We start from the raw sequence: 22,475 nt of genomic DNA, 5'->3' as shown, positions 1-22,475 counted from the left end.
CCTAAAGAGCCGTGGCAAAACAGTTTAGAAGACAGTTTAGAAGACATTTTCTAGAAGAGGAAGAACCGCCCGAAGGGCGGTTTTTTTATTTCATGGGGGATACTCAGTTAACTGAAAATAGGGTAGCGGTGTTTTTTAGATGCATAAAAGGGCAATAATAGATCTTGCCAAAAATCAAGGCAAGGAGGCATGACCGTGGCAGAGTTTCCCGGGGGACTGGGCAGCTTTATCACCTTTGTCCAGGTTTTCTTTGGAGTGATCATCGGCCTTTACTTCTGGAACCTGTTAAAGGCCCAGCAGGGTAATAGAACGGCCGTGGAGCGGGAATCCCGCAAGGAAATAGAAAAGCTGCAGCGGTTGCGGTCCATTTCCCTCACCGAACCGCTGGCCGAAAAAACCCGGCCCAACAAATTCGAGGAGATCATTGGCCAGGAGGAAGGTTTACGCTCCCTGCGGGCGGCCCTTTGCGGCCCCAATCCCCAGCACGTCATTATCTACGGGCCACCCGGGGTGGGCAAGACGGCAGCGGCCAGGCTGGTGCTGGAGGAAGCCAAAAAAAACCCCCATTCTCCCTTCAAAGAAAATGCGAAGTTTGTGGAGGTGGATGCCACCACCGCCCGCTTTGACGAGCGGGGGATTGCCGACCCCCTGATTGGTTCGGTGCACGATCCCATTTACCAGGGAGCCGGACCTATGGGCATGGCGGGCATACCCCAGCCAAAACTCGGTGCGGTGACCAGGGCTCATGGGGGGGTACTCTTTATTGATGAAATTGGCGAACTTCACCCGATCCAGATGAACAAGCTGCTCAAGGTCCTGGAGGACCGCAAGGTCCTTTTGGAAAGCGCCTATTACAGTTCCGAAGATCCCAATATTCCCGGCCATATCCATGATATCTTTCAAAACGGCCTGCCCGCGGATTTCCGCCTGGTGGGGGCCACCACCCGCATCCCGGAGGAAATTCCGCCGGCGCTGCGCTCCCGCTGCGTCGAGATCTTTTTCCGCCCTTTGCTGCCTCACGAAATTGAAATTATTGCCGCCAACGCCGCCCGGAAGATTGGTTTTCCCCTGGATGAGCGGGGGCTGGCAGTCATTAAAAAATTTGCCACCAATGGACGGGAGGCGGTAAACATTGTCCAGATTGCCGCCGGTATTGCTCTTACCGAGGGACGCCAGCAGATCAAAGCGGCCGATGTGGAATGGGTTGTGCACAGCGGCCAGTACAGCCCCCGGCCCGAAAAAAAGGTGGCCTCCCAACCCCAGGTGGGTCTGGTCAACGGCCTGGCCGTTTACGGTCCCAACATGGGGGCGCTGTTAGAAATTGAAGCCAACGCCCTGCCTGCCCCCCGGGGTCAGGGCAAGGTGATTGTTACCGGCGTGGTGGACGAAGAAGAGGTGAACGGGCGGGGACGGACCATGCGGCGCAAGAGCATGGCCCGGGGGGCGGTGGAAAATGTCCTCACCGTCCTGCGCCGCACCACTGATGTGGATCCCCGGGACTACGACATCCATGTGAACTTCCCCGGCGGCATTCCCGTGGACGGGCCTTCGGCCGGGGTGGCGGTGGCCACGGCAGTATACTCGGCCATTACGGGCATCCCGGTGGATAACCGGGTGGCCATGACCGGCGAAGTTTCCATCCGTGGTCTCGTGCTGCCCGTAGGGGGGATCGTGCCCAAAGTGGAGGCTGCCCGCCAGGCCGGGGCCAGGAAGGTTTTCATCCCCCGGGAAAATTACCAGGAGCTTTTCCGCGATCTGCCGGATATAGAGGTGGTGCCGGTGGACAGGCTGGAGGAGGTACTCAAAACGGCCCTGGTGGAACAACCTGGCGCCGCCCGCAAAAGCGTCCTACCGGCGCCGCGGGATGTACTGGCGGCAGCGGGACTGCTTTCTTCCCCTGGCCTTTCGTCAAACCACTGTCCCGGGAGTTAAACCCCAAAATGTGGACCAGTGAATATTAGCTGTTCCTGACCCGGTGTCTTGCGCCGGGTTCTTGTTTTTCCGCACCACTTATTGCTATGGCAGGAATGTTAGGTGTATGTTAAAATAGTGGTGTATGTGGCCGGAACGCAGAAACACACCGAGAAGGAGGTGCAGCTATGGAGCCGGTAGTACGAATCTTACCATTGCTGCCGTTAAGGGGCATTCTGGTATTTCCCTACATGGTCATCCACCTCGACGTGGGTAGGGAAAAGTCGGTGCAGGCCATTGAGCAGGCCATGATGAACGACCGCATTATTTTTCTGGCCACCCAGAAGGAAGCCCAGACCGACGATCCCGGCGTTGATGACATATACCGGATTGGTAGCGTAGCCGAGGTGAAACAGCTTCTCAAGTTGCCCGGCGGTACCATCCGGGTTCTGGTAGAAGGTCTTGCCCGGGGCCATATCAGGCGTTACCTGGCCCATGAGCCTTTCTTTAAAGTAGAAGTGGAACAATATAACGAAGATTTTATCAAAACTCCCGAGATTGAAGCTTTGATGCGCAGCCTGGTTTACCAGTTTGAGCAGTATGTCAAACTCTCCAAGCGCATCCCGCCGGAAACGGTGGTTTCCGTGGTCAACCTGGAGGAACCGGGACGGCTGGCCGATATCGTTGCCTCCCACCTGCCCCTGCGCATAGAGGAGAAACAGCAGGTGTTGGAAGCCGTGGACATAGTTAAACGGCTGGAGAAACTGTGCGCCCTGGTGGCCCGGGAACTGGAGATCGTGGAGCTTGAGCGCAAGATCAATATTCGTGTGCGCAAGCAGATGGAGAAAACCCAGAAGGAATATTACCTGCGGGAACAAATGAAGGCCATTCAGCGGGAGTTGGGGGAAAAGGACGAACGTGTGGCCGAAGGTGAGGAATACCGGGAAAAGATTGCCGAAGCCAAGCTGCCCAAAGAAGTGGAAGAAAAGGCCTTAAAAGAAGTGGAGCGCCTGGAAAAAATGCCGCCCATGGCGGCGGAATCGGCGGTTATCCGCAATTATCTGGATTGGCTGCTGGCGCTGCCCTGGAGCAAAAGCACCCGGGACCGCCTGGATATTAAAGCGGCCGAAGCCATCCTGGACGAAGATCATTACGGGCTTACCGAGGTCAAGGAGCGTATCCTGGAATACCTGGCCATACGCAAGCTGGCCAGAAAAATGAAGGGACCTATCTTGTGCTTCGTCGGCCCGCCGGGGGTTGGCAAGACCTCCCTGGGCCGTTCCATTGCCCGGGCCCTGGAGCGCAAATTTGTGCGCATTTCTCTGGGCGGCGTCCGGGATGAAGCGGAAATCCGCGGCCACCGCCGCACATATGTGGGGGCGCTGCCGGGCAGGATAATCCAGGGTATGCGCAACGCCGGTTCCAAAAACCCGGTATTTCTGCTGGATGAGATTGATAAGATGAGCATGGACTTCCGGGGCGATCCCTCGGCGGCCCTGCTGGAAGTGCTGGACCCGGAGCAAAACAACAGCTTCAGCGACCATTACATTGAAGTACCCTTTGACCTTTCCAATGTAATGTTCATCACCACGGCCAACGTCCAGCATAGTATCCCGCGGCCACTTCTGGACCGCATGGAAGTCATTCAGATTTCCGGTTACACTGAAGAGGAAAAAGTGCAGATTGCCTTGAGGCACCTTCTGCCCAAACAACTGAAGGAACACGGGCTGACCCGGGAGATGTTCAGCATTTCCGAAAAAGCCATTCGCCGGATTATCCGGGAATACACCCGGGAAAGCGGCGTGCGTAACCTGGAACGGCAGATTGCCACCCTTTGCCGCAAGGCTGCGCGGCAGATTGTGGCCGGGGAAGCAGAAAAGGTGCGCGTCACCGTACAGAATCTGGAGCATTTCCTGGGTACGCCCAAGTTTCGTTACGGGGTGGCCGAACAAGATGATCAGGTGGGCGTGGCTACCGGCCTGGCCTGGACCGAGGTCGGCGGTGATACACTGGCCATCGAGGTTACCATCTACCGGGGTACCGGCCGGCTTACTTTAACGGGTAAACTGGGTGAAGTAATGAAGGAATCCGCTCAGGCCAGCTACAGTTATGTACGCAGCCGGGCGAGCCAGTTGGGTATAGATGAAGAAGTGTTTGACAAGCACGATATCCACATCCACGTTCCGGAGGGGGCCATCCCCAAGGACGGGCCTTCGGCGGGCATTACCATGGCCTGCGCCCTGGCCTCGGCTTTCACAGGGCGCAAAGTGCGCCATGATGTGGCCATGACCGGGGAAATTACCTTGAGGGGGCGGGTGTTGCCCGTGGGCGGCATCAAGGAAAAGGTGCTGGCCGCACACCGGGCGGGTATCACCACGGTGATTTTGCCCAAGGATAACCGCAAGGAGCTGGACGATATACCGCCCAACGTCAGGAGCAAGATGCAGTTCATCCAGGTGGAGCACATGGATGAAGTCCTGGAAATAGCTCTTTTAGAAAAGGAGCAGGCACACGAAGCTACTGAACTGGGCTCCTCCCCGGGGGAGGTTCCCGAGGTTTCCTACCAGCCTGTGATACCGGTTAAGGAGGATCCCGCCGCGATCCATGAACATCGTTTCTGCTGAGTTTGTTAAAAGTGTAGCCGATTTGCAACGCTGCCCGGCCGGGGGCAGGCCCGAGGTTGCCCTGGCCGGGCGCTCCAATGTTGGGAAGTCATCCCTGTTAAACTGCCTGGTCAACCGCCGTAATCTAGCCCGCACCAGCAATACTCCGGGGAGGACCCGTACCCTGAATTTTTACCTGATCAACAACCGGTTTTACCTGGTAGACCTGCCAGGGTACGGCTACGCCCGGGTGCCGGAGAAGATGCGGGTCGGCTGGGGACCCTTGATTGAGGGCTACCTGTCCCGCCGCCCGGAGTTGCGGGGCGTGATTCAGATCGTGGACTTGCGCCATCCTCCCACCGCCCAGGACGTGCAGCTGTACCAGTGGTTGAAACATCACCATCTTCCTGCAGTGGTGGTGGCCACCAAGGCGGACAAGCTTTCCAAAAGCCAGGGGTTGCGGCAGTTGCTGGTAGTCCGGCAGACCCTGGGTTTAACGGGGGACGACCCCCTCATTAAATTTTCCGCCCGCACCCGTGAAGGACGGGACGAGCTTTGGCGCGTTATCGAGGGATGGATAAATTAAATCTTTAAGCGTTCAAACCAGCGCGGTTTTCCCTTTTCCGGAACGTACTTTACAGTTTCCACGGCTTTTTGGGCGAACTGGTTGTTTAGCATATGTTCCGGGGGGATCCTTCTGGCTATTTCCCGGGCCTGGTCCAGCAAGTCCATAAGATAGTTATACCTTCCGGGATCGATGACCGGGTTGGCGGGCCAGGTTTCCTGGGCCCGGTAACGCTCAATGGCCTGCACGAGGATGTTTTCTTCCATGTCCTTAAAATACGGTCTTACCACCCGGGCGGTTTCCCGGGTGCTGTGATGGGCCAGCCAGAGCTGGGCTTTGTACACGGCGTTGGTAAAGCGCTGCAGGGCGACGGGGTTGCTGCGGATAAATTCCGCCCTGGCCGCGTAAACTGCCGCCGGGAAGGGGCCTGCTTCTTTGCCCAGGGAGACCACCACCCGGCCCAGCCCCGCATTTTCCACCATTGAGGCCTGTGGTTCGGCCAGGATGATAAAATCCCCCGACCCTGCTGAAAAGGCACCTATGCGTAAAGATGCCGGAATGTTGGTGTAAAGGGTTACCTCCCGGTAGGGGGCGATGTTCTTCTGCCTTAAGAGTCCCTCTAAAAGCACCGTTTCAATGCTTTCCGGCCAGCCGGCAATGACGGTCTTTTCCTTCAAACTGGCCCATTCAAAGGGGTCGTTTGCTTTGCGGGCCAGCAGGAAATGGCTGTCCCGCCGGGTTACGGCAGCGAAGGCCACCACGTCCCCTAAAGATCCGTCCGCCCGGCTATAAATGGCCTGTTCCAGGCCAACCAGGGCCACGTCGGCCCGTTCCCCGGCCAGGGCGGGCAGCAGTGTTTGGTTATTGTCCGTATTTTCCACAACCACTTCCAGTCCCTGCTCTTTGAAAAAACCCAGGGCCAGGGCTATGTAATGGGGCAGGTGGTAAACCGAACGCGGCCCTTCCATTAGACGTATGATGTTGGTTTCCGGTTGTGGTTGGCTAAACTTTTTAATGATTATGGCACCTGCCGCCAGGGTCAGGCTCAAAAGCAGCAAAAGCACCAACAACAATCTGGGTCTGTCCACTTTTCAACACCCCCGAATCTCCACGACTTTGTTTTCCCCTTTAACTATCTCTATTTGGTTATTAGCATTTCATGCCAGGAATTTGTTCCGGAGGTTGCTAAAAGGCGGGGATCAAATTATAATGTTTCACAGATTACAGGGAGGAGAGGCATTATGACGCAATTTGACATGCCCACAATTTATGATCCCCGGGCCGTGGAAGAAAAGTGGTACCGCTACTGGGAAGAAAATAAATTCTTTCGTGCCGAGGTTGATGACCGGGAGCCTTTTTCCATTGTAATGCCCCCGCCCAACGTCACCGGGCAGCTGCATATGGGGCACGCCCTGGATAATACTTTGCAGGACATTCTCACACGCTGGCGCCGCATGCAGGGCTACAACACCCTGTGGCTTCCCGGTACCGACCATGCGGGTATTGCCACCCAGGCCAAGGTGGAAGAACAGCTGGCCAAAGAGGGCAAGAGCAAATACGACCTGGGCCGGGAGAAGTTCTTGGAAAGGGTTTGGGCCTGGAAGGAACAGTACGGGGGGCGCATAACCCACCAACTGCGCCGCCTGGGGGCTTCCTGTGACTGGGACCGGGAACGCTTTACCATGGACGAGGGGTGTTCCGAAGCGGTCAAAGAAGTTTTCCTGCGCCTGTATGAACAGGGCCTTATCTACCGGGACTATTATATCGTCAACTGGTGCCCCCGCTGCCACACCACCATTTCCGACATTGAAGTGGAGCACCTGGACAAGCCGGGGCAGCTATATTATATCAAATACCCCACCAGTGACGGCCGTGATGCCATCACCGTGGCCACCACCCGGCCGGAAACCATGCTGGGGGACGTGGCCGTGGCCGTTCATCCCGGGGACGAACGCTACCGGCACCTGGTGGGCAAAACCCTGGTCCTGCCCCTTTTGGGCCGGGAAATGCCCGTCATTGCCGATGAGTACGTGGATCCCTCCTTTGGCACCGGGGCAGTGAAGATCACTCCCGCCCACGATCCCAACGACTTTGAGGTGGGGCGGCGGCACAACCTGCCCCAGGTGCGGGTGATCAACAAAGACGCGGTGATGAATGAAGAGGCCGGTCCTTACCAGGGCCTGGACCGCTGGGAATGCCGCAAGAGAATCATCAAGGATTTAAATGAGCAGGGTTACCTGGTCAAAGTGGAAGATCACAACCACGCCGTAGGGCACTGCTACCGTTGCAACACGGTTATCGAACCCATGCTGTCCCGCCAGTGGTTTGTGCGCATGAAACCGCTGGCCGAGCCGGCCATCCAGGCGGTTAAGGAGGGGCGCATCCGTTTCGTGCCGGAACGCTTCACGAAAATTTACCTGAACTGGATGGAAAACATCCGGGACTGGTGCATTTCCCGGCAGCTCTGGTGGGGGCACCGTATTCCGGTGTGGTATTGCCGGAACTGTGAGGAGGCTATTGCGGCCAAGGAACCGCCCCGGAAATGCACCTGCTGCGGCAGCACTCGCCTGGAGCAGGATCCCGACGTGCTGGACACCTGGTTTTCTTCGGCCCTGTGGCCCTTTTCCACCCTGGGCTGGCCGGAAAAAACGCCGGAGCTGGATTATTATTACCCCACTTCCGTGCTGGTGACGGGCCGGGACATCATCTTCTTCTGGGTAGCCCGGATGATTGTGAGCGGCCTTCATTTCATGCGGGAAGTACCCTTCCGGGAAGTGTTCATCCACGGCCTGGTGCTGGACGCCCTGGGGCGCAAAATGAGCAAGTCCCTGGGCAACGGGGTGGACCCCATTGACGTTATTGAAAGCCACGGTGCGGATAGCCTGCGCTTCATGCTGGTTACCGGCAACACGCCCGGCAACGACCTGCGCTTTCACTTTGAGCGCCTGGACGGGGCAAGAAACTTTGCCAACAAGATCTGGAATGCTTCCCGCTTTGCCCTGATGAACCTCCAGGATTACGATCCGGCTTCGGCCCCGGGCAGGGAAGCCCATACCCTGGCCGACCGCTGGATCTTGAGCCGCTACCAGGCCTGCGTGCAGGAAGTAACCAGGTTCCTGGACTCCTACGAACTGGGAGAAGCGGCCCGGGTTCTCTATGAATTCATCTGGGATGAGTTCTGCGACTGGTATATTGAACTGGTTAAACCCCGGCTCTACCGTGGTCAAGACGCCCGGGACCGGGCCTGCGCCCAGGACGTGCTGGCCCGGGTGTTGCGGGGAACCATGGAGCTGCTCCATCCCTTCATGCCCTTCATCACCGAGGAAATCTGGCAGCGCCTCCCCCACCAGGGTCGCACGATCATGCAGGCCCCTTGGCCGGTCTACCGGCCCGAGTTGCGGGATGAAAGGGCCGAGGCTGAAATGGCGGTGCTCATGGAGGTAATCCGGTCCATCCGCCATATCAGGAGCGAAATGAATGTTCCCCCGGGCAAGACGGCAGACGTCATACTGGTGGTAACTGACGGCCATACCCGGGATTTGATCCAGGAGTGGTCCAGTTACATCCAGGGGCTCGCCCGCTGCCGGGTGCAGTTAAAACCTGAACTGGACCGGGTTCCCCCGCAGGCCGCCCACGGTGTGGCCCGGGGTGTGGAGATTTATGTGCCCCTGGCCGGACTCATCGACATTGACCGGGAACTGGCCCGCCTGAAAAAGGAACTGGCTGCGGTGGAAAAAGAGCTCAAGAGAGTGGAAAGCAAGCTGGGGAACGAAAGTTTCCTGGCCAAAGCACCGGCGGAAGTGGTGGAAAAGGAAAAGGCTAGGGAGAAGGAGCTGGCCGGGAAAGCGTCAGCCATCCGGGAACGGCTGGCGGTTCTTGCGGGATAGGGAGGGGTGACAGCGGTGCAGTACGATGAAGCCATGACCTACCTGCAGAACCTGACCAAATTCGGGGTAAATTTCGGCCTGGGGCGCATCAGGGAACTGTTGCGCCGGCTGGGGGATCCCCAGGAAAAGCTAAGGGTGGTACACATCGGGGGCACCAACGGCAAGGGTTCCACCACCGCCATGGTAGCTTCGGTCCTCACTGCCGCCGGTTACCGGACGGGCACTTTTACCTCGCCCCACCTGCATTCCTATACGGAACGGTATCAAATTGACGGGGTGCAAATCCCTCCTGAGCGGGTGGCCTCGTTGGTCGGACAGCTGAAGCCACACCTGGAAGCTATGGTGGCGCAAGGTTTCGAGCATCCTACCGAGTTTGAGGTCAGTACCGCTATGGCCTTCCAGTATTTTTACGAAGAAGGGGTGGATTTCTTAATCCTGGAGGTAGGGCTGGGGGGAGCCATTGATTCCACCAATGTGGTTGAAAGACCCCTGGTTACGGTAATCACCAACGTGGCCATGGACCACATGGATTACCTGGGCCGGACCATCCGGGAGATAGCCGCTGTCAAGGCCGGGATTATCAAACCCGGTATGCCCCTGGTGACGGCCTGCCGGGGGGAGGCGCTGGAAGTGGTGGCCCAGTTTTGCCGGGAAAAGGGTTCGCCCATGGTGTTGGTGAACAGTGGGGGCTCCGCCAATCCTCCGGGGGCGGAGGTGGCGGAGGAGAACGACAACAGGTTCAACCTCAACCCGGAAATTTCTTACCGTACCGTTTTGTGGGAAGCAGCCGGGGGCGGGGTTGATCAGGGCGGGCAGTACTTTGCCGTGCACGGCCTGCGTCGCACCTACCGGGATCTCTTTATCCCCCTGCTGGGGAGGCATCAGCTGGTGAACGCCGCCGGAGCGGTGGCGGTGGTGGAATTGTTGGCGGAGCAGGGTTTTTCCATTCCTGAAGAAGCCCTGTACCGGGGGCTGGCCGTGGTCCGCTGGCCGGCCCGGCTGGAAATTGTCTTGAACCGGCCCCTGGTGCTCCTGGACGGTGCCCATAACTACGACGGCGCCCGCAGCCTGGCAAAGGCATGGGACGATTATTTCACCGGCAAACAGGTGGTGCTGGTCATCGGTATGCTGGGGGATAAGGAGCGGGGCAAGGTGGTGGCTGAACTGGCCTCCCGGGCCCGGGCGGTAGTGGTTACCCGCCCCAACAGCCCCCGGGCCGGCGACTGGCAGCGCCTGGCCGAAGAGGCTCGCAAATATGTAACCGAGGTCTACACCATCGAGTCGGTTTCCGAAGCCGTGGAGTATGCCTTGTCCCTGGTCCGGGCAAATGAGCTGGTTTGTATTACCGGTTCTCTCTATATGGTGGCCGAGGCCCGGGAGGTACTTGTGGAGAAGGGAGCAATGGATGCGGTTCCGTACGCGGGTGGGAAATCATAGCGTTAATTGATATATTAAGCACCGGATAATCCGGTGCTTTTTTAATTTTGGTACCTTTGGATAAAAGCTCCCCGGCCAACTCATAATACCATTTCGAAGGGTTGATTCGGAAAACCGCTATAACAGGGATGCGGTGCGCATCTTACGTGAAGCACTGCCCAGCACTCACTGGGATATCAGGTCTTCCTTAACCCGGATTTATTAATAAACCTGAAGCACCAGGAGCAGAGTCATGTTATGGTGAGTGCTGGGTTCATGAAAGAGGAATAAGTCTTTCCGGGAGGTGATCCTTTGGTCCGCATTTTAAAAAAGTTTGCCCGGATTTTGCCCAGGGGCAACAAAAAACCCCAATCCCTCAAGGAAAGCCACACTCAATGGGAGCAAAGCTACGAGGCCGGGGAATTGAAAAAAATGCCCCTCAGTTCCCGGTTAAAGGACAACCTGGCCCTTGTCAAGCAAATACTAGGGAACAGCAGCGATTTAGTTGTCCGGGAGCTCCGGCTGGGTGTTGACGGGGGTGTTCCCGGGGCCGTTGTTTTTATCGACGGCATGACGGACAAAGGTACGGTCAATGACACCGTGATTAAGGGCCTGACCCTGGAGTCCCGCATGGCCGGCCTGGGGGGGAAGACGGCCGGAAATTTGTTCGCCCTGGTCCGTAATTTCATGGTTAATACGGGCTCGGTAAGGGAAGCTGCAACTGTTTTTGAACTTGTGGACGGGATTCTTTATGGTGACACTGCCGTGCTCGTTGAAGGGGAGGCCGTGGCCCTTCTGGCCACCGCTCCCGGCTGGCCGGTGCGGGGTATCGAGGAGCCCACCAGCGAAAGCGTGGTACGGGGGCCCCGGGAAGGGTTTACCGAGTTGCTGCGCACCAACACCTCCCTCATCCGCCGCCGCCTGCGCGACCCCAACCTGGTGACCGAGAGGATCACTCTGGGAGAGCGCACCCGTACCTTTGTGGAGATAGTTTATCTCAGGGGATTGGCCGATCCCCGGCTGGTGCAGGAAGTGAAGGACCGCCTTTCCCGCATCAAGGTGGACGGCATCATCGAAAGCGGCAATATCGAAGAATTAATCGAGGACCACCCGCATTCTCCCTTTCCCCAGGTGTTCCGCACGGAACGTCCCGACCGGGTGGTGAGCATGCTTCTGGACGGGCGCGTGGCCATTATTACCGACGGCACCCCTTTTGTGCTCGTCGTGCCGGCGGAGTTTGTCGTTTTCATACAGTCTTCCGAGGACTACTACGAACGCTTCTTCCTGGCCACGGCCGTGCGCTGGCTTCGATACATTGCCTTTATTGCATCGTTGATATTACCTTCCCTTTACATATCCATTACCACCTTTCACCAGGAGATGATCCCCACCCGGCTGTTGATCAGCATAGCCGCATCCCGGGAAGGGGTGCCCTTCCCAGCCTTTGTGGAGGCCTTTTTGATGGAATTTACCTTTGAGGCCTTAAGGGAGGCCGGCATCCGTCTACCCCGGAACGTGGGCCAGGCGGTGAGCATTGTGGGTGCCCTGGTGATCGGCCAGGCAGCCGTGTCGGCCGGGGTTGTGTCCAGCCTCATGGTTATAATCGTGGCCCTGACCGGTATCAGTTCCTTTGTGGCGCCGGTATTCAGCATGGCCATCACCATGCGCCTCTTGCGCTTCCCCATGATGGTCCTTGCGGCCACCCTGGGGATCTTCGGGGTGATGATGGGGCTTCTGGTCATCCTGGTGCACATGGCTTCCCTGCGTTCCTTCGGCATCCCTTACCTGGCCCCCCTGGCCCCCCTGCACGCCAGGGATTTAAAGGATGTGATGGTGCGGGCGCCCATGTGGGCCATGGAAGCCCGCCCTGCGGAGCTGGCCAAAGAAGATCCCATCCGCCAGACCCCGGGCTTGAAACCCGCCCCACCAACCCAGAAGGGGCAAAAGGGAGGCGGCGGTGGGCAAAGAAGGTAACAGAACCCGCATCTGTATCTTTGCAAGCTTAAAGGGTAGTGGCCAAATGAGCAGGTTTCGTTTTGATTGCAACACAAAACAACCGGAACCAGTCCCGGGTCACTGTTTTCGTCTTTTTCACCGGGGCGGGCAGATTAAGGTGTTTGTGTTTCTGTTGCTGTTTTTGCCTCTCGTCCTCAGTGGCTGCTGGGACCACCGGGAAGTGGAAGATCTGGGCATTGTTTTGCTCACGGCCGTGGATGCCGCCCCAGAGGGCAGGGTGCGCCTGGAGGTGCAGGTCCTGGTTCCCACGGCCGTTGCCGGCGGAGGTGGAATCACAGGTACGGGTGGTGGTGGCGGCGGAGGTGGCGGACGTAAGCGCTACCTCAACCTGGCTACGGAGGGCAGGACGGTTTTTGAGGCCATCCGCCGGTTGTCCATGGAAAGCCCCCGGGAGCTTTTTTTCGCCCATAACCAGGTAATTCTTATTTCCGAAAAGCTGGCCCGGGAAAGGGGGGTTGCGGAAGTGATGGATTTCTTTGAGCGCAACCGCCAGTTCCGGCGGGATACCTGGATCCTGGTGGCCAGGGGGGATCCCAGTGATATCATGGAGGTTCCCGTCCACCTGGAGGTCACCCCGGCACAGAATATCGTGGGGGTAATCAAGAACCAGGAACTTTCCGCCCGTTTCGCCCCCACCCGTCTGGGGGAATTTGCCGAGATGCTGGAGAGTTCAGGCGAGGAGCCCTATACGGCCATTTTGGAAGCAGTGCCCAACGCCGCTTTTAGCCGCGTGTCCCTGCATCCCGGGGGGGCAGGGCCTGCGCCCTTTCATAACATCAAACTTACCGGGACGGCCGTCTTTCGCCGGGACAGGCTGGTGGGATGGCTTAACGAACGGGAAGCCCGGGGATTGTTGTGGGTGCGGGGGAAAGTGCGGGGCGGGCCAATCACCTTTTCCATTCCCGGCCCCCGGGGTGAACAGAAACTGGCCGTGGAAATTTTGCGTGCCGGCCGCGGGGGAGTGAAGCTGGAACCATTTCTGGCCGGAGGGCAGCCGGGCATGAGGGTGGAGATCAACACCCGCGTGAACCTTACCGAATCGGAAAACCTGGAGCTTGATTTAAGGAATCCCCAGGTCATTTCCCGGCTGGAAAAACAGCTGGCCGGGGCAATCAAGCAGGAGGTCATGGCCTGCGTAACCAGGCTGCAGGAGGAATACCGGGCCGATGCCCTCGGCTTTGGTGAAGCGGTTCACCGCAAGTATCCCCGGGTATGGAGGCAGGTAGAAGGGGAATGGGAGGATGTTTTCGCGACTATGCCCGTGACGGTGGAGGTGAAAACGGTGATCCGGCGCATCGGCCTGATCAATAAACCCTTACGGCCTCCCAGGATGCAGGAAGCTCAGTGAACATATCAAGGAGGGTAATCTACGATGCAGATTACTTTGCTCAGCCTGCTCTTTATCGCCATCATCGCCCTGCAGGTGCCACCCCTGGTGAAAAAGAAAATGTGGCGGGAGTTGGTTGCTTTCAGTGTGCTTTTATTTCTGGGAATGATCTATAGTTATGGGTTGGTCCTGAATTTACCGCTGCCCAATCCGGCCAGGGCCGTGGAGGCCGTTTTTACTCCCCTGACCGGCTTGATCCAGAAGGCGCTCACATAAAAAAAGAGGTAAAGATGTACCGGCGCGGGGCAGTTTGGCCTGGCACCCCCGGGGCATAAGGGTGGACTTTGTCGGCCAGTGGGGCTATAATTAATTTCAGACGTAAGGCCCGTCGTTTTTTGGCGGTGGGCCTTTTTATGTGGAGGGAGCTTCGATGGGTTTGGACGTTGCCCTGTTATTGATCAGTTTGGGGGTTATCCTGGTCAGCGCCGGTTTTTTTACCAATGGTGTGGAATGGCTGGGAAGGAAACTTCGCCTGACCGAGGGGGCGGTGGGGAGCATCCTGGCCGCGGTGGGTACGGCCATGCCGGAAACGGTCATTCCCCTGATCGCCATCCTTTTGGGCGGCGGCGAAGTGGGGAAGGAAATAGGCATCGGGGCCATTCTGGGCGCACCCTTTATGCTGGGGACCCTGGCTTTACTGATCAGCGGGGGAGCCGTGCTGGCCTTCCGCCGCAACCGCGCCGGGAATTACCCCCGTCTGGAGCCCGATCCGCATGTAATCCGGCGGGATCTGTTTTTCTTCCTGGTGGTTTATACACTGGCCATTGCAGCCGCTTTTCTTCCCCGCCCGTTAAAGCTGGTGGTGGCCCTGGGGCTGGTTGTGGCCTACATCTATTTCGTGTATGAAACCATTACCAGAGGACGCACCCTGGACCAGGAGGAAGGGGAATGTGAACCCCTTTACCTGTGTAAGAGGGTCGACAATCCTCCCCTGGTGCTGGTAATTGTTCAGGTGCTCCTGGCCTTTCTGGGTATCGTAGGCGGGGCAAAGGTTTTTGTAGACGGCGTGGCGGATCTCTCGGCCCTACTGGGGGTGCCCGCTTTTGTTTTCTCCCTTCTGGTTGCCCCTCTGGCCACGGAGATGCCCGAAAAATTTAACAGTGTCATCTGGCTTGCCCAGCGCAAGGATACCATGGCCCTGGGTAATATTACCGGGGCGATGGTTTTTCAGAGTTCCGTTATTCCGGCCATCGGCATTATCCTGACCCCATGGGTGCTCACCGAAACGGCCTTTTTAAGTGCCCTTTTGGCACTGGCTTCCGGGCTGGTGACTTACCTGTTGCTTTTGCGGCGCGGTTTTCTTGATGCACGATTTCTGGTGGTCTACGGCGGGGTTTTTTACGCTGCTTTTGTGGCGGCGGTGCTTACCGGAACAATAGGGTAAGATCCCCCCACCCTGCTGCCGGGCGAAAAGCGCCGGTGCGAGAGTGGAAATGCTTGACAGGGCGGAATTGCAGCTTGTCACAAAAGAGGCAAAATGATAAACTAGTACAGATAAGTGGTCAATTTTCGATGGCCGGGTGATAGCTGTGGCTGCTATGTACAAGCCCCAGAGAAATTTCTGGTTGCTGGTAATTCTCATGCTGGTCGGGGCCCTGGTGGGTGACGCGCTGGGAGCAGTGCTCATTCCTTTTTTGCCCGTCCTTAAGCCTTTTACCTCCGTTGGCTTTGCCCCGGCTACTTTAGATCTTCATTTTGCCCGGCTCACCTTTGGTTTTACCCTTACCTTGGGGCCCCTCACGGCGCTGGGTTTACTCCTGGGATATCTTTTATACCGTAAACTGTAAATGCGGAGGTTCAAAAGTGTTGCCTATTTACCTGGCCTCTTCCTCGCCGCGCCGGAGCATGTTGCTGGAACAGCTGGGCTTACCTTTCACCGTAGTGGCTCCTGAGGTCGCGGAAGAGGTACAAGAAGGGTTGCCCCCCCATCAACTGGTAGAGACGCTGGCCCTTAGAAAAGCCGGGGCCGTGGAGCCCTCCATTTCCAAAGGGTTGGTGGTGGCGGCGGATACTGTGGTGGTCTGGCAGGGCAAGGTCCTGGGTAAGCCGGCCGATGCCCGGGAGGCCGCGGAGATGCTCAGCCTCCTTGCAGGAAATGAGCATGAGGTTTTCACCGGCCTGGCGGTGATGGAAAAACCCTCCGGGCGCCGGGTGGTTACCCACGAGCGCACCCGGGTGAGGTTCAGACCACTGACGACAGAAGAAATTGCCAGGTATGTGGCCACCGGTGAACCCCTGGACAAGGCAGGGGCCTATGCTGCCCAGGGACTGGGGGCAATTTTTATTGCCGGAATCAGGGGATGCTATTTTAATGTGGTCGGCCTTCCCCTGGCTCGTTTGGCCCAGGTGTTGAAGGAATTTGGTGTGGATCCTCTGGAGTATGTTCAAAACAACTAAGATTTTTCCCGGAAGTTTCCCGGGGAACCCTTTCGGGTATCTTTTAAGTGTGTTTGGAGGCCGCAAGAAGCCTTGGATTCCCCAACGTACCGCATTACCATTAAGGACATGCCCGTGGATCTGCGCCCCCGGGAGCGTATTTTGCGGGATGGTGCCGGGGTGCTGACGGATCTGGAGCTTTTGGCCGTTCTCTTGCGCACAGGTACACCCACGGCCAGCGCCATGGAACTGGCGGCGGCCCTTTTGGGACATTTCGGCAGCCTGCGGGGCCTGGTTGACGCCTCCGTGGAGGAGTTGAGCAGTGTACGGGGGGTCGGGCCGGCCAAGGCGGCCATGTTGAAAGCAGCCCTGGAGCTGGGCCGCCGTATTGCCCAGGCCGGTGGGGAAACCCGGCCGGTGATCAGAAGTCCCGAAGATGTCGCCCGTTTGGTCATGGAGGAAATGCGCTACCTGGACAGGGAGCATTTCCGGGCGTTGTTGTTGAATACCAAAAACCAGGTGATTGCCCGGGAGATCATTTCCATCGGCACCCTTAATTCCTCCACGGTGCATCCCCGGGAATTGTTTAAGAATGCCATTCGCCGCAATGCGGCGGCGGTAATCCTGTTGCACAACCACCCCAGTGGGGATCCAACCCCCAGCCAGGAGGACCTGGAGGTAACCAGGCGCCTGATTGATGCCGGGCGCATTATCGGCATTGAGGTTCTGGACCACCTGGTTATTGGGGATAATAAGTACGTCAGTTTCAAGGCCAAAGGTTTGATTTAGATGATCTAGATTAAGAAAGGGGAGAGAACATGCGGATCGGGCTGTTCTCCAAGGACATGGGTATAGACCTGGGCACCGCCAACTCCCTGGTTTATGTAAAGGGTAAGGGCATTGTTTTAAGGGAGCCCTCGGTGGTGGCCATTCAGCGGGACACCGGCCAAGTGCTGGCCGTGGGGGAAGAGGCGAAGCAGATGATTGGCCGTACGCCCGGAAACATCGTGGCCATCCGGCCCATGAAGGACGGGGTGATTGCCGACTTCGATGTAACCCAGAGCATGATCAAGTACTTCATCAACAAGGCCCTGCGCAACCGCACCTTTCTCATCCGCCCCCGGGTGGTGGTTTCGGTTCCCTCCGGGGTGACGCCGGTAGAGGAGCGGGCGGTGCGGGAAGCCGCCCTGCAGGCCGGCGCCCGGGAAGCCTATCTCATTGAGGAACCCATGGCGGCGGCCATTGGCGCCGGCCTGCCCGTACATGAACCAACGGGCAATATGATTGTGGATATAGGCGGGGGTACCACCGAGGTGGCGGTAATTTCCCTGGGGGGCATTGTTACCAGCCGCTCCATTCGTATTGCCGGGGATGAAATGGATGAAGCGATCATCCAGCATGTGAAGAAAGCATATAACCTCATGATCGGGGAGCGCACGGCGGAGGAGATCAAGATTGAAATAGGAACCGCCTATCCCACCGGGGAAATTCAGACCTATGACGTCCGGGGAAGGGACCTGGTGACCGGTTTGCCCAAAACGGTGCGCATTACCTCCGAGGAGGTTTACAAGGCTCTCTCCGAGCCTGTATCGGCTATTCTGGATGCCATTAAGGGCACCCTGGAGCAGACTCCGCCGGAGCTGGCCGCCGACATTATGGACCGGGGCATTGTCATGGCCGGAGGTGGCTCAATGCTGCGGGGGCTGGACCGGCTGGTGAGCGAAGAGACGGCCATGCCTGTGCACCTGGCCGATGAGCCGCTTTTGTGCGTGGCTTACGGCACCGGGCGGGTGCTGGAAAATATCGACGTTTTACGCCGGGTACTCATAAACCCGCGCAAACTATCATAAAAAGATAGGTGTTGATCCGTTGACTTCGGGCAAGAGGCTTTTTTTTCTGGTTATTTTGCTGGTCCTGGTCCTGTATGTGATGCGGGTGACCGCCTTTAGCCGGGTGGAGGCAACACCTCTGGAGAAGACCCTGGTGGATGTCTTTGCCACTTTGGAACAGGTAACCACCGGGCTGGGCCGGGGGATCAGGGATGTGGTCACTTTTCCTCTTTCCCTGGTCAACGCGTCGCGCCGGGCAGAGGAGCTGTCGGATAAGGTGGCCCGGCTGGAAGGCGAGCTTCAGCAGGCCAGGGAATACCGTTTGGAAAACGAGAGACTGAAAAAACTTTTGGATTTTAAAAGCGGTCCCGCTGCCGACTCCGGGCTTGAAGTTACCGCGGCGGCAGTAATAGGCCGGGATCCGGGAAACTGGTTCAGCACCATTACCATCAACAAGGGCCGGGCACAGGGCATCAAAGAAAATATGACGGTATTGACTCCCCGGGGTCTGGTAGGGCGGGTAATCGCCACCACCGACCATACCGCCACCGTTCTATTAATCACCGACCCGCGCAGTGCGGTCAGCGCTTTGGTGCAGGACAGCCGTACGCCGGGTATGGTTGAGGGCACCGCCGGAAGTGCCGGAAGCCTGCGCATGATCCATATACCCAACGACATGCCCACAAGACCCGGGCAGGTGGTGGTTACTTCCGGTACGAAGAGCATTTTTACCAAGGGCATCCCCATTGGCGAGATAACCAGGGTGAAGAGGGATCCAACCGGTCTTTTCTTTGAAGCCTCCGTGCGGCCCTTTGTGGATTTTAACCGCCTGGAGGAAGTGCTGGTAATTACGGGGGTGCACCCCCCGGCTCTTTAAGCCGGTCCGTATACCGGACGTTTTGACTTTAAAGTCGTCACTGAAAGATATAACCGTGCGGGAGGTTTTTTTCTTTGTTGGGCTTGCTGGTCCTGCCCGGATTTTTATTGCTGGCCCTGCTGCTGCAGGTAACGGTGGTGGATTTGATTCACGTTAAGGGTGTGGTACCCGATCTGACTTTTTTACTGGTAGTTTTTTATGCGTTCTTGAGAGGGCAGCGGGAGGGGGCCTTCTGGGGGTTTGTTGCCGGTTTGATGAAAGATTTTATCACCGGCAACTATTTCGGCCTCAACGCCCTCTCTACTGCTGTGGCCGGTTATTTAGTGGGCTGGTCCGAAACCCGTTTCTACAAGGACAGCAGCCTGGTAGTGATGGTGTTGACTTTTTTTGCCACCATGGTAAGTCAGTTAATTTATTACCTCTTGCTGGTATACCTGCAGATCAAAATTCCTCCGGGTGTGGCCCTGGTTGGGGTGGTCCTTCCTTCAGCCATGTACAATGCGCTGCTGGTGCCGTTATTTTACCGCAAGTTTTACCGCCTTTACCTCAAGGGGTGGTTTAAGGTGGGCCAGTTTTAATTAAGCAGGGGAAGGATGCGCCGTGGCAACAAACGGGGTAACAGCAAAAAGGCTGGAAAGAAAGTTACAGGTGTTGCTGGGTCTGGTGATTGCCGCTTTTACCGTGCTCTTTATCCGCCTGGCCTATTTGCAGCTGGTGGAGGCGGACAAATATCAGATGATGGCCCAGCAGAACCACCTGCGCTTGATTCCCATCATTGCCCCCCGGGGGGAAATTATCGACCGCAACGGCGTGCGCATCGTGGGCAACCAGCCGGTCTACACCATTTCCTTTGCCTATTTAGGCATCAAGGATACCGACCGGGTGATTGCCAGGCTGGCCCGTATTTTGGTGGGGGAAAAAACCTTCCAGGGCATGAGCGTGGCGGAGATCGAACAGGAAATCCATAAAAAACTCAACGAACAAAAGTTGCGCCTTTATGAACCGGTGCCCATAGCCGATAAGGTGTCCAGTGAAACGGTAAGCCGGATTGAGGAGCAGCGGCTGGAGCTGCCGGGAGTGCTCATCGATGTGCGGCCGGTACGGCACTACCCCTATGGGGACCTGCTGGTGCCCACCCTGGGTTACGTGGGCATCATGGATCAGAAGGAGCTTGAGGAGAATAAAGACAGGGGTTACAGGCTGGGGGACTCCTGGGGCAAGGACGGCCTGGAGAAATCCTTTGAGCCCTATTTGCGGGGTCAGCGGGGTGCCCGCCAGGTGGAGGTGGATGCTCAGGGGCAGCCGGTAAGGGATTTGGGCGTAAAAGAGCCTGTACCGGGAAACAACCTGGTGCTCACCATTGATGCCCGCCTGCAGCGGGCGGCCCAGGATGCCCTGGCCCGGGGTATCGCCCGGTTGCAAAAAGAGGGTTACAGCCAGGCCAGAGCCGGGGCGGCAGTGGTGCTGGATGTGCGCACCGGGGAGGTGCTGGCCCTGGCCAGCCACCCCACCTATGATCCCACCATCTTTACCCGCGACCTTTCCCGGAAGGAGTGGAATGCGGCCTGGGCCAAAATTAGCCGGGATCAATCGCTGCTCAACCGGGCCATAGCCCTGTATCCCCCGGGTTCTACCTTTAAAATGGTAGTGGCGGCGGCAGCGCTGGAACTGGGCAAAATAACTCCCCAGTTTGCCATTAGCGATACCGGGCGCTACAAATACAAAGTCGACTGGAAACCCGGCGGTCACGGGCGGGTGGATGTGGTGCGGGCCCTTAAGGTATCCTGCGATACGTTTTTCTGGACTGTCGGGGCAATGCTCGGACCCGAACCCATTGCCCGCTATGCCCGGGAGTTCGGCCTGGGACAAAAGACGGGGCTGGAGTTGCCCGGGGAGCATGCCGGCCGCATCCCGGGACCGGAGCAAAAGTACAACCTGTGGAAGCCCCTTCTGGACAATGTACAAAAACAAATGGATGATATCCGCAAGGAGTATGAGAAGCGCCTGGCCGGTGCGGGCGAAGGGGAAAAGGCGGCCCTGGAGCGGGAAATGAACGGGCGTCTGGCCCCTTTGCAGGACAGGTACAACAAGATGGAGTGGGAATTGAAATGGCGGGAATACGATACCCTGGATATGGCCATTGGCCAGGGCAACAACTACTATACTCCTCTCCAGCTGGCCAATTATGTGGCGGCCATCGCCAACGGAGGCATTCTTTACAAGCCTTACCTGGTTAAAAAGGTTGTGGCTCCCGACGGCCAGACGGTGGAGGAGTTTTCACCCCGGCAGATCCGCCGGGTCAACGTGTCCAGCCGTACGCTGGCCATACTCCGGCAGGGTATGCACGAGGCGACCCTGCCCCCCGACGGTACCGCGGCAGGGGTATTCGCGGGAGCAACATACAGTGCTGCCGCCAAAACCGGAACTGCCGAGGTCCATGGCCACGACAACCACGCCCTTTTTGTGGCCTTTGCTCCCTATGAAAAACCGGAAGTGGCCCTGGCCGTAGTGGTGGAGTATGGCGGCCACGGGAGTTCCGCCGCCGGTTCCGTGGCCAGGGAGATCCTGGACGCTTACTTTAATCTAAAAAACGCACCTCCCACTGCTGGCCTGTCAGGCGCGGAGGAAAAGACCAGGGATGAGCGGGCAACGGGAGCCCTTCGCTCCACACCTGTGCCTTCCCGGCCTGCCGGCGGGTCCGGGTCCGGGAATGTCCAGCCCCGGCGCACCACGGCACCACCCGGTGCGCCTCCCGGGGAACAAAAACAGGGCGGTTCTCCCGGGCAGCCCGCAGGCGGGTCCCCACCTGGTGCCGGCAACGAACAGGGTACCCCGGTTGATGTCCTGCCTCCAGCCGGGGGAGGCGGATCCGGTGCGCCGTCAAGTAGCGGCGATCAACCACCCGCCCAGGGCGGTGCTCCAGGGGCGCCCCGGGACGGCACGCAGGTTCAGTAAAACTGTTATGACAGGGATGCGGTGCCGTCCGGAGCGGGGCAATGGAGTGAGTTCTGGACACCGCATCCAGCCGGGTTCACTGAATATTTGGTGCTCCTTGTGTATCCCAGGATTTGGAACATGTCCTGGGATACAATTTTATTGTTATCGTTGGAGTAAACGGCAGGAAAAACGAAATTATTAGCAGGATTTGGTTGCGCCCTGTAGAATTTAAATCAACACTGGGGGGAATGCACCTTGGACAAGGGGAGAGAGAACCCGCAGCACCGGTGGCTGTCTTTCGCCGGTGAACCGGTAGATGATAACACGATTTTAATTCAGCGCACCTTGCGTTCCGGTCAAAAGGTCCATTACGACGGCAATATCGTCATTATTGGCGATATCAACCCGGGGGCGGAGGTGGTGGCTACGGGCAACATCATTGTCATGGGTGCCGTACGGGGGGTAGTTCACGCCGGCGCCGGTGGAAATGAAAAGGCTATGGTGCTGGCCTTCCGCCTGGAACCCACCCAGCTTCGCATTGCCGGTCACATTACGCGTCCCCCGGATGGGCAGAGCTCAAAACCCGAACAGCCTGAAGTGGCCCGGATAAAGAATGGGGTAGTGACAATCGAAATTTTTAATGGAGAACGCCAGGGATGAAAATTGGCAAA

General features: G+C 57.7%; 18 protein-coding genes. 17 read left to right on the top strand and 1 reads right to left on the bottom strand.

Going from position 1 to position 22,475, the window contains the following annotated elements; translation table 11 throughout:
• Nucleotides 1-195 precede the first annotated feature (195 nt).
• The 3 genes from lonB to yihA all read left to right on the top strand — a co-directional run bounded on the left by lonB (nucleotide 196) and on the right by yihA (nucleotide 5,100).
• Nucleotides 196-1,932, top strand: a complete 1,737-nt coding sequence (gene lonB / locus BUA65_RS07405; RefSeq protein WP_114281476.1) for an ATP-dependent protease LonB — start codon at nucleotides 196-198, stop codon at nucleotides 1,930-1,932.
• Between the two features lie 167 nt (nucleotides 1,933-2,099).
• Complete coding sequence (lon, locus tag BUA65_RS07400; RefSeq protein ID WP_072868509.1) at nucleotides 2,100-4,535, top strand: endopeptidase La; 2,436 nt, start codon at nucleotides 2,100-2,102, stop codon at nucleotides 4,533-4,535.
• A complete protein-coding gene (yihA, locus tag BUA65_RS07395) occupies nucleotides 4,516-5,100 on the top strand; it encodes a ribosome biogenesis GTP-binding protein YihA/YsxC (RefSeq protein WP_072868508.1) in 585 nt (194 codons plus the stop codon). Before lon ends, yihA begins: the two co-directional genes overlap by 20 nt.
• On the opposite strand, the gene BUA65_RS07390 is transcribed toward yihA, so the two are convergent.
• The gene (locus tag BUA65_RS07390) at nucleotides 5,097-6,167 is read right to left on the bottom strand and encodes an ABC transporter substrate-binding protein (protein ID WP_131821474.1); all 1,071 of its coding nucleotides are present in this window, start codon (nucleotides 6,165-6,167) and stop codon (nucleotides 5,097-5,099) included. The genes yihA and BUA65_RS07390 overlap by 4 nt on opposite strands.
• A gap of 153 nt (nucleotides 6,168-6,320) precedes the next feature.
• Here BUA65_RS07390 and BUA65_RS07385 point away from each other — a divergent pair, with 153 nt between their 5' ends.
• From BUA65_RS07385 to minC, 14 genes are all read left to right on the top strand, one after another.
• Complete coding sequence (locus BUA65_RS07385; protein ID WP_072868504.1) at nucleotides 6,321-8,966, top strand: valine--tRNA ligase; 2,646 nt, start codon at nucleotides 6,321-6,323, stop codon at nucleotides 8,964-8,966.
• Between the two features lie 15 nt (nucleotides 8,967-8,981).
• A complete protein-coding gene (locus tag BUA65_RS07380; RefSeq protein ID WP_072868502.1) occupies nucleotides 8,982-10,403 on the top strand; it encodes a bifunctional folylpolyglutamate synthase/dihydrofolate synthase in 1,422 nt (473 codons plus the stop codon).
• A 291-nt stretch (nucleotides 10,404-10,694) separates the two neighbouring features.
• Entirely contained in the window at nucleotides 10,695-12,356 is a 1,662-nt protein-coding gene (locus BUA65_RS07375; protein ID WP_072868500.1) for a spore germination protein, read from the top strand.
• 139 nt (nucleotides 12,357-12,495) lie between these two features.
• Nucleotides 12,496-13,746 (top strand): Ger(x)C family spore germination protein, encoded by a 1,251-nt coding sequence (locus tag BUA65_RS07370; RefSeq protein WP_165613214.1) that lies wholly within the window; start codon nucleotides 12,496-12,498, stop codon nucleotides 13,744-13,746.
• Between the two features lie 24 nt (nucleotides 13,747-13,770).
• Nucleotides 13,771-14,001: a hypothetical protein gene (locus BUA65_RS07365; protein WP_072868498.1), complete on the top strand. Its 231-nt coding sequence runs from the start codon at nucleotides 13,771-13,773 to the stop codon at nucleotides 13,999-14,001.
• A 154-nt stretch (nucleotides 14,002-14,155) separates the two neighbouring features.
• Nucleotides 14,156-15,169: a sodium:calcium antiporter gene (locus BUA65_RS07360; protein ID WP_072868495.1), complete on the top strand. Its 1,014-nt coding sequence runs from the start codon at nucleotides 14,156-14,158 to the stop codon at nucleotides 15,167-15,169.
• Nucleotides 15,170-15,323: 154 nt separating this feature from the next.
• On the top strand, nucleotides 15,324-15,572 hold the full coding sequence (locus tag BUA65_RS07355) for a DUF4321 domain-containing protein (protein ID WP_072868493.1): 249 nt from the start codon (nucleotides 15,324-15,326) through the stop codon (nucleotides 15,570-15,572).
• A gap of 16 nt (nucleotides 15,573-15,588) precedes the next feature.
• On the top strand, nucleotides 15,589-16,182 hold the full coding sequence (locus BUA65_RS07350) for a Maf family protein (protein WP_072868491.1): 594 nt from the start codon (nucleotides 15,589-15,591) through the stop codon (nucleotides 16,180-16,182).
• Between the two features lie 72 nt (nucleotides 16,183-16,254).
• The gene (radC, locus tag BUA65_RS07345) at nucleotides 16,255-16,950 is read left to right on the top strand and encodes a RadC family protein (protein WP_072868489.1); all 696 of its coding nucleotides are present in this window, start codon (nucleotides 16,255-16,257) and stop codon (nucleotides 16,948-16,950) included.
• A gap of 29 nt (nucleotides 16,951-16,979) precedes the next feature.
• Nucleotides 16,980-18,011 (top strand): rod shape-determining protein, encoded by a 1,032-nt coding sequence (locus BUA65_RS07340; protein ID WP_072868487.1) that lies wholly within the window; start codon nucleotides 16,980-16,982, stop codon nucleotides 18,009-18,011.
• Nucleotides 18,012-18,030: 19 nt separating this feature from the next.
• A complete protein-coding gene (mreC, locus tag BUA65_RS07335) occupies nucleotides 18,031-18,867 on the top strand; it encodes a rod shape-determining protein MreC (RefSeq protein ID WP_072868485.1) in 837 nt (278 codons plus the stop codon).
• Nucleotides 18,868-18,941: 74 nt separating this feature from the next.
• Nucleotides 18,942-19,445: a rod shape-determining protein MreD gene (mreD, locus tag BUA65_RS07330; protein WP_084062139.1), complete on the top strand. Its 504-nt coding sequence runs from the start codon at nucleotides 18,942-18,944 to the stop codon at nucleotides 19,443-19,445.
• Between the two features lie 22 nt (nucleotides 19,446-19,467).
• Nucleotides 19,468-21,822: a penicillin-binding protein 2 gene (mrdA, locus tag BUA65_RS07325; protein WP_072868483.1), complete on the top strand. Its 2,355-nt coding sequence runs from the start codon at nucleotides 19,468-19,470 to the stop codon at nucleotides 21,820-21,822.
• A gap of 237 nt (nucleotides 21,823-22,059) precedes the next feature.
• Entirely contained in the window at nucleotides 22,060-22,464 is a 405-nt protein-coding gene (gene minC / locus BUA65_RS07320; protein ID WP_072868481.1) for a septum site-determining protein MinC, read from the top strand.
• Nucleotides 22,465-22,475: the final 11 nt, after the last annotated feature.

Origin of the sequence: Desulfofundulus thermosubterraneus DSM 16057 (assembly GCF_900142025.1) — a bacterium.
GTDB classification, from domain to species: domain Bacteria; phylum Bacillota; class Desulfotomaculia; order Desulfotomaculales; family Desulfovirgulaceae; genus Desulfofundulus; species Desulfofundulus thermosubterraneus.
This window is presented reverse-complemented; position numbering and strand designations above follow the sequence as displayed.

Bases quoted from the DNA above. Each gene is read 5' to 3' on its own strand.
- lon (WP_072868509.1), top strand. From the start codon at position 2,100: ATGGAGCCGGTAGTACGAATCTTACCATTGCTGCCGTTAAGGGGCATT.
- BUA65_RS07385 (WP_072868504.1), top strand. From the start codon at position 6,321: ATGACGCAATTTGACATGCCCACAATTTATGATCCCCGGGCCGTGGAA.
- BUA65_RS07340 (WP_072868487.1), top strand. From the start codon at position 16,980: ATGCGGATCGGGCTGTTCTCCAAGGACATGGGTATAGACCTGGGCACC.
- BUA65_RS07360 (WP_072868495.1), top strand. From the start codon at position 14,156: ATGGGTTTGGACGTTGCCCTGTTATTGATCAGTTTGGGGGTTATCCTG.
- yihA (WP_072868508.1), top strand. From the start codon at position 4,516: ATGAACATCGTTTCTGCTGAGTTTGTTAAAAGTGTAGCCGATTTGCAA.
- BUA65_RS07355 (WP_072868493.1), top strand. From the start codon at position 15,324: ATGTACAAGCCCCAGAGAAATTTCTGGTTGCTGGTAATTCTCATGCTG.
- BUA65_RS07365 (WP_072868498.1), top strand. From the start codon at position 13,771: ATGCAGATTACTTTGCTCAGCCTGCTCTTTATCGCCATCATCGCCCTG.